7 protein-coding genes are annotated in these 7,201 nt (G+C 50.7%); 1 reads left to right on the top strand and 6 read right to left on the bottom strand.

Annotated elements, in window-relative coordinates; genetic code table 11:
- Nucleotides 1-155 precede the first annotated feature (155 nt).
- Entirely contained in the window at nt 156-578 is a 423-nt protein-coding gene (locus ACOCD2_RS09405; RefSeq protein WP_293647921.1) for a very short patch repair endonuclease, read from the top strand.
- Here ACOCD2_RS09405 and ACOCD2_RS09400 read toward each other — a convergent pair.
- The 6 genes from ACOCD2_RS09400 to ACOCD2_RS09375 form a co-directional block, all read right to left on the bottom strand.
- Nucleotides 541-1,884, bottom strand: a complete 1,344-nt coding sequence (locus ACOCD2_RS09400) for a hypothetical protein (RefSeq protein ID WP_293688343.1) — start codon at nt 1,882-1,884, stop codon at nt 541-543. The two genes, ACOCD2_RS09405 and ACOCD2_RS09400, sit on opposite strands and share 38 nt — an antisense overlap.
- Entirely contained in the window at nt 1,884-3,986 is a 2,103-nt protein-coding gene (locus ACOCD2_RS09395) for an ATP-binding protein (protein ID WP_293647925.1), read from the bottom strand. The genes ACOCD2_RS09400 and ACOCD2_RS09395 overlap by 1 nt, the downstream gene beginning before the upstream one ends.
- Nucleotides 3,987-4,256: 270 nt before the next feature.
- Nucleotides 4,257-4,850: a hypothetical protein gene (locus tag ACOCD2_RS09390; RefSeq protein WP_293680036.1), complete on the bottom strand. Its 594-nt coding sequence runs from the start codon at nt 4,848-4,850 to the stop codon at nt 4,257-4,259.
- The gene (locus ACOCD2_RS09385; RefSeq protein WP_293688345.1) at nt 4,851-6,440 is read right to left on the bottom strand and encodes a Tn3 family transposase; all 1,590 of its coding nucleotides are present in this window, start codon (nt 6,438-6,440) and stop codon (nt 4,851-4,853) included.
- 113 nt (nt 6,441-6,553) lie between these two features.
- Nucleotides 6,554-6,844, bottom strand: coding sequence for a type II toxin-antitoxin system RelE/ParE family toxin (locus ACOCD2_RS09380; protein WP_293649658.1), 291 nt, complete (start codon nt 6,842-6,844; stop codon nt 6,554-6,556).
- Nucleotides 6,832-7,104 carry a CopG family ribbon-helix-helix protein gene (locus tag ACOCD2_RS09375; RefSeq protein ID WP_293649656.1) on the bottom strand — a complete coding sequence of 91 codons (273 nt, stop codon included), beginning with the start codon at nt 7,102-7,104 and terminating at the stop codon, nt 6,832-6,834. Before ACOCD2_RS09375 ends, ACOCD2_RS09380 begins: the two co-directional genes overlap by 13 nt.
- Nucleotides 7,105-7,201: the final 97 nt, after the last annotated feature.

Genomic DNA, 7,201 nt, shown 5'->3' with positions numbered 1-7,201 from the left:
CTATTGCCGCATCTCCAGTTACCTGCAGACCATGGCAAATCAGGGATACAATCCGCTGGTCGCCATTCAAATGGCCTTTTCGGGACAGCTCTATGCTGATAGGGGTGAGTAGTTACGTATCCGGTTCGTATAAAGTCATCAGGTACTGCATTCCCGTGGTAGATGTGTTGACCAAGGCTCAGCGCAGGAAGTGCATGAGTGCAATCCGTGGGAAAGACATCAAGCCGGAGCTACTACTACGGAAAACGCTGTGGCAGAAGGGATTGTGGTATCGCCTGAAAAACAAGCTGCCTGGAAAGCCAGATATTGTCTTCCCTTCCGAGCATGTCGCCATTTTCGTCGATGGCTGTTTCTGGCATGGGTGTCCGGAACATTTCCAGCAGCCGGAGACAAATGCTGAGTTCTGGCGTGAAAAGATCGAGAAAAACAAGGAACGCGACAGAAAGACCAATGTCACCCTCGAGTCAGACGGCTGGCAGGTTCTGAGGTTCTGGGAGCATGAGGTCACAAACAACCTGGACAACTGCATCAACAAGATTATCAACGTGTTAAAAGAGACACGTGCCCAAGACGGGTGATGTGCTGCCCTATCCAGCCTAGAATATCGGCCATATATTGTTCTTTGATGCGCCCGCCCGCTTTTCCAAGGCACTGGGATACGTCGTTGTCACAGAGCGAGATCTGCAAGTTGGCGTTGATCAGAAAAACCCAGTCCTGGCCATCAATGCGAAACTCCGGACTTGTTTTCATATAGTCCCGTCTCAGATTGCTTTTTAGTTTTTTATTTTGGTTGTTACTCAACGAAAGTGGCACTTTGCAGACAAACGCAAAACGCCGCCAACTGATTTTCTTCTGGGAATGATCACATGGCGGAGTGATATCAAGCAGGTAAAGTTCACTTTGCGTTACCAATTCTTTCTGAGCGTCATCTGTAATGCCTTTCGGAAACAGGAACTCTTTCTCAACCAAAGTCTGGACATTCCCATCAAACGGATGAGGAATCTCCGTATCCTCTGTTATCTTGAATAGTGTGCCCGGGCAGGTACCACCAGAATAGTTGGTTTCGAAGTTTACCATGGCATTGATTTCGCGCTTCCAGCCAGTCAGATCCTCCTCCCCATCAACTGGTGTAAGCGTGGAATCACCACACGAATTGTCTGTACCCGGCATCAGAACAGAAAGTCTGTCAGACAATAGTGAAGCCAGCACCCTGTAAAGAAAAGAAGCGTAACCATTGGCATCTTCCAGTGATTTTCCCGCCTCCGCTTTTACGAGCTCATAAAGAATATGGCCAAGGTTCTTGTGTATATTGTCACCACCAAGAGAGACTGCGGTCCGGTTCAAATCCGCAACAACTTGGTTGGCGGACTTCAACACGCCTGCCTCCCATCCCAGCAGGCAGCCGGTTGCGTTTTCCTGTCTGGTAAGTTTTCGCAACTTGACCAACAAGTCTCCATTTTTTTCTGTGCCGTCATCGTTGATGAACTGCTCTTTATCCATCACATCATTGGATACCGGGTGCAATTCTCCAGGCAGCCGCTTCTTTAAGTGGGAAAGCAGCTTATCCGCGTGATCTGCATGACCGGTCCAGGTCACCAACATCCACGGCCCGTTGTTGTCGTCAAGAATCGTTTTTATTGTTGTTTCAACAGCTGCGTAGGCGCTTGAACCATTGCCAAGCCGTCCTTCACCAATCAGATCCAGGTCCATGAACACGAGGCGGACGCCCTGAAATGGGCCGTACTCACCATCTGCCAACACGGCTTGATCAAAATGCACAAAAAGGCTGGTGTATCCCAACCGCCATAGCTTGCGGACAATTGCCTCGCCATGCTCCTGTTTGTCATCGACAATCAGTATCCTCGGTGCGGCTATTATTCCCATTATTTCTTTCCTTCGCTCGAAAACACCATTGCTACAACAGCGCTCTTGCATGCTGCCGGTATGTCAATATCAGCATGCTCAGGAAATGCCAGTCTCCCATTATGAGCCTTCATGGCCATATCAGCGTAATACAGCCCCAGCCCCATCCCTTCCAGCCTGCGGGTAAAAAACGGCTTGACCATCTCTTCCGGTGGATCCTGAAAACCAGGGCCGCTGTCGGCCACCACGATGGCCGGCCCTTCCAGGTCGCGAGACGGCCCCACCCAGATACACCGTTGATCATCCCCTTCTTTCCCGGAAACATTGATCCAGTGGATGGCATTGTCGACCAGATTGGTCAGGGTGGCTGTCAGCATGCGACGTGATCCCTTGAAGGAAAAATTATTTTCCTGAAGTTTTTCAAACCCATTCAGCAAACGGATCTTGTGGTATTCACAGCGGGACTGGCTGGAAAAGGCGACATACCGGAACAGATCGGACGCCTTGAGAGTCTCCCGCTCGCTCTTTCTGACCAGGAAGGAGGCGCCTTCCAGCATTTCGGCAAGCTGCCGTGCCATTTCAGTGACCTTTGATGCACTTTGGCCATGCTCCAAAGCATAAACCAAGCCGCGGACACCACGTTCAATTTCATGAAACACCAAGGACAGTCCAAGGCCGGCCCCGACAGCCGACATCAGGACCTCGCGCGCCTCTTTATAGGTTTTCTCCACCCGGTTGATGTAGGTTCCGAGCCTGTCGGCCATGCCCGCCTCGACCACCTTCTTACGCAGGGCGTCAATGGCAGATTCCGGGGAGTCAATACCCGTTTCTTCAGTCTCCTTCCTGGTTTTGAAAGCCTGCCGCATCGCATCCTTGTCAATCTTTCGCTCAGCCTCCAGAACCGTCAACACACACATCACCGCATAGCGGAACTCCCGGTAAGCCCCATTTTCGATAAACCCCTCCCGGTTGGTTTTTTCCTGAAGCGCCGTACTTGTCGCGAGGTCGAGGTGTATTTCACCAAGGATCAGATTGTTGCTTACCAGCTTGGCAGGTGTCTGCACACGCCGCATATCCAGGCCGAGCCAGTCATTTTCCGGTTCGCCGTAGTCATAGACCCGCATGCCGTCACGATAAACCCGCACCCCCCCTTGCTCCTTCAGGAACTGGCTCAAACCCTGGACATCATGGAGCCGGGCTTTCACCTCGCGATCCAGGTCAAACACCAGAAATCGCCCTTTAACAGGGCCGATACCCATCTCCTTGAGGCTGATAATTTTTTCCCTGTTGTTACGCTTTTTCCAGCGTTTCTCTTCTTCGGGAGGTGCCAGCCGGAAAAACTCGAAGGATTCGTCCTTTGCGACATGTTTCTCCCTTTCTTGGAGTAACGAGAAGTCTGCCTTGATGGCGGCATAAGGTGTGAAATTGTAGTCCCAGCTAATGTCTTCGTCGTCCAGCGTAAAATCGAAATGAAACAGCGCGGACTCCTGCGCTTTGTGAGCTGAGAAAAGATCATCCAGCCACCCCTTGTTGGGTTCGACCTGGAACCTCACGTCAAAGCGATCCTGTGTAGAAAAAGGGGAGACCATTGCGCTAATTGACCGGTAGACACGTCGCACATCCCCCCGGGTCCAGTCATCCTTGATACCGGTGATACGGATCAATGTGCCATGACTGTCGCCTGTGAACACCTTGGGTTCCCGATCGGTTACGGTAACGGCAGCATCTTCCAGATAGTGGTTGTTGATGAGTGCTTTCCAGTCCATATCCAACACAATCTCACGGTGCCCTGCCCGCCGGGTCACTAGCAGTGCCTGATCACCAAGTTTTTGAACAGCAAACCGTCCAACCCCTTTTTCACCCACCGGCAATCGGTTGAAGCGTGGAGTTCGGATATTTTGTTTCCTTTTATTCGCTTTATGGTCAGAAGCGGGCTCAAGCCAGACATTCAGAACCGTCTCAAGGTCCATACCTTCACCTGTGTCACGTACCTCAATCAGGGCTTTGCCCTTGCTTTGGATGTCTTTCAGAAAGATATCAACGGAGGGTGAATCAGCATCGTAGGCATTTTTTACCAGTTCAAACAGGGCAATGCGGTGGTGCCGTATTAGCTGATCACCCAAAAGTTCCAGAAGCCTTGCACGCGGTCTGAAAACCGCTTTGTGTTCTTTTTTTCTGGTCACTGGATATTTCCTGGGGTCGTATGCATATCAAATTTAATCGGCATTATTTGTATGGTCGTCTTGAGATGGATTTTTTATAAATTCCAAAATGCTGTTTTCTCCAACAATCGCAAGATGGACTAGCGGGGGAATTTGAACAGAAACTTATGGTTTCGCCTTCGCGGATCCACCTCAAACCGTAAACTCCTGCATAAAATCACCCTGCCCAATTCATGACCGAGGATTGAGATCGAGCGGATACTTCTTTAAATCCAGGTAATCCCAGTTATTTCTGCACACCCAATCCATCACTGTACCCGGTGGATCCGGTTTTTTGGTAAAGGTCTCAACCGCTCTTTCATACTGTTCTGAAGAACAACTGTCCTCACCAAATTGTTCCTGGTTGGTACGCAGTCCCGCCAGGTCATGGGCCTCAAATTGTGAACGAAAGGCTGTGACGGTTTGATCCGGGTTGATGGCGAAGAAAAAGTAGTCCTGGATATCCAGCATGGTTGAAATCACGGCCTGAATGATCGGATTACCGGCAGGTACCAAACCGTGATACGTGGCATGGCCATAGAATTCAAACCCAAAGTGAAGCACCTTGTATTGGCTGGTACCAAGAACTGAGTGGCCGAAGTTCATGCCTTGCTGCGTTACCTGGTTCGGTATCGGAATTTCTGGTCGTACCGCTATGAAACCGCACTTTTCTTTCCGGTCTTCTACATAACCCAAGGCGAAACAAGGCGCTTGTGCGGCCATTAGATCGCGGATCAACAATTGATTGACCGTCAGGCGTGGCAGGTAGTTGTGGACTTCACCCATCTATTTCTTTTCCTCTTGTTCGATAAAGTAGGTGCCATTGGGCAACACGTGTTTGTAGGGCAGTAGGGATATGTGAGCCAGAAGGTCGTCATCCACTGTCTCACCCTGCTTTCTGAGTTCATCGACGATGTTGCTGATCCTGGAGGTGTTCCAGTACAGGATGGCATTGGACACTAGGCTTAACGAGCTTGCTTTATTCATGATCTCCAGGTAATCACCAGTGGTGAACTCGCCTTGGTTCGCAAAGAAGATCCAGCGCGGCAGGTTGTGTCTATACTCGCCTTTGTTGAGTTGAAGCTGAACCTGAACCGTACGGCGCAAATCCTTGTCGGTAATGTAGCGCAGAATGTATTCGGTTTTGATGATTCTGCCCAGGTTAGTGAAGGCTTTCGCCAACCTATCAGAGGGGAAGCTGTTGGTCAGACGTTCCACAATCACGTGTGCCGGTGCCGTGCGTTCCTTTAACGACGTGGCCACATGGATCATTTCATCCCATTGCTCTTCAATAATGTCTAGATCCGCCGTCTTGTTCAGCAAAGGAGTGAATACGCCGTAATTGACGTTGCGTTCCACCCGGTAAAGCTGCTGATCCGTGAGGTCACGGATCCGGGGCATGAAGTAGTAACCCAGCAAATAGCACAGCGCAAAGATGATTTCGGTGTAGCCGTGGGTGTCGGTGGTATGTTCACGGATCTTCAGGATCGTGTTGTTTTCCAGCAGGTCATCGAGGACGTATAGGGCTTCCCTTGGATTACAGGAAATGGCCTTGGTGCTGTACACCGAGTATTGATCGGACACATGGGTATAGATGCCGATCGCTTTCTCATAGTAACCGTAGTACCTAGGATAGTAAGCTGCCAATAGGCTGTCGGCCCGGATCCGGAAGCGTTGCGCGTCGGATGACGACACTTGGCCGGATCCGTGTACCTCACTGAACGGCAATTGGTGGTGCTGGTTCACGATCTCGGCACTGGCCGCCGTAATGGTTTCCTCGCGTACATAGAACTGCAAGACGTGGCGCAGCATATCCACGGTCACGCTCATGGCCACCACGCCCAGGTTGGTCGCTTGGGATATGAGTGCTGAGATCAGCGTTTTGTAGAAGTTCTTCGGCCTGGAGTGGTGTTGCTGTACCGGAATAAAGTGCCGGGTGAAATTGGTTTCCCTGTCCACCTCCATCAGCAATTCTTCAATGCGAATGGAGGGCATACTGGCATCGATGACCTTCTGGAGTTTCTTCACCGCCTCCGGGATTTCTGCCTTGTCGTCGCGCTTCAGCTTGAGATTGCCATCCTTGATGTCGGCAAAGGTATCCAGTCCGAAACGCTTGTCCGCTTCACCCACACTCTGGTGGAATTGCACAATCAATTGTGCTTTCACCTGGTCTTTGAACGGTTGCTGGAGGTCCTCGTAGGCAGCTTCGCGGGTGTCCTCCCAACGGTGCTGGTTTAGCATCAGATCCCAGAAAGAGACGTGCTGCTTGCTCTTGGGTACAAACAGATCCCCGGAGCGCAAGGTCTCCTTCATGGCCATAGCCACGCCCAGTTCCCAGGCGTTGCGCTTTTCTTGTCGGTCTCCGATAGCGTCCAATCTCTAGCCATTTCCTCATCGGAGAAATCCTGTGGCAACGTCACCGGTTGGTAACGTTGCCGTTGAGTCAGGAATTTTTCATTGGCCGTCATCTGTCATTATTCTTTCTTATCTTAGTATCTGGCTTCTTTTTGATGTCTCACGGCAAGAATCGTTGCGGTTTCACCATCGAAGCGATACAACGCGATATAGCCACTACTTCCGAAATCGATCAGCCATTCCCGAAACACTGGTTCCATATCTTCAACTGGACGTCCTGCCTCTGGCTGGTGTGCCAGTATTTTCACGCCTGCCCGTATTGTTTTGATGGCACGTCGAGCCGCGCCTTCATCTTTCAGGGCAAGAAAGCGATAGAGTCGCTGTACGTCAGCGAGAGCTGGCGGAGACCAGATCAGATGTGGCACTTAGGCAGCTCCGCATCTTCGCCCGCTTCAAGCTTCGCCAGCCATGCGTCAGCTTCTTCAAGCGTCAGATGCAGTCCGTTTTCCTGGTAGGCTTCCCAGGCGCGCAGCGCATCCTGTTTGAAAGATTCTCGTTTTTCCTCACGCTCAACATAGTCTCGAATCGCTTCGCGCATGATCCAGTGCGATGAACGATGCCGCACTTCAGCTAAGTGCTGGATCCGGCTTTTCAGATCATCATCAAGTTTTACTGATGTTGCCATTTTGCAGCCTCAATACCAAAAGGTAATACCTTTGAATACTATACCATAAAATCTCTTGCTGACTACAGAGTAAAGAAAACCACCGTATTCTTTACAA

Origin of the sequence: Thiolapillus sp., assembly GCF_048562965.1 — a bacterium.
GTDB classification, from domain to species: Bacteria; Pseudomonadota; Gammaproteobacteria; order Chromatiales; family Chromatiaceae; genus Thiolapillus; species Thiolapillus brandeum_A.
The sequence above is the reverse complement of the archived record's forward strand: the minus strand, read 5'-3'. Positions and strand labels throughout refer to the sequence as shown.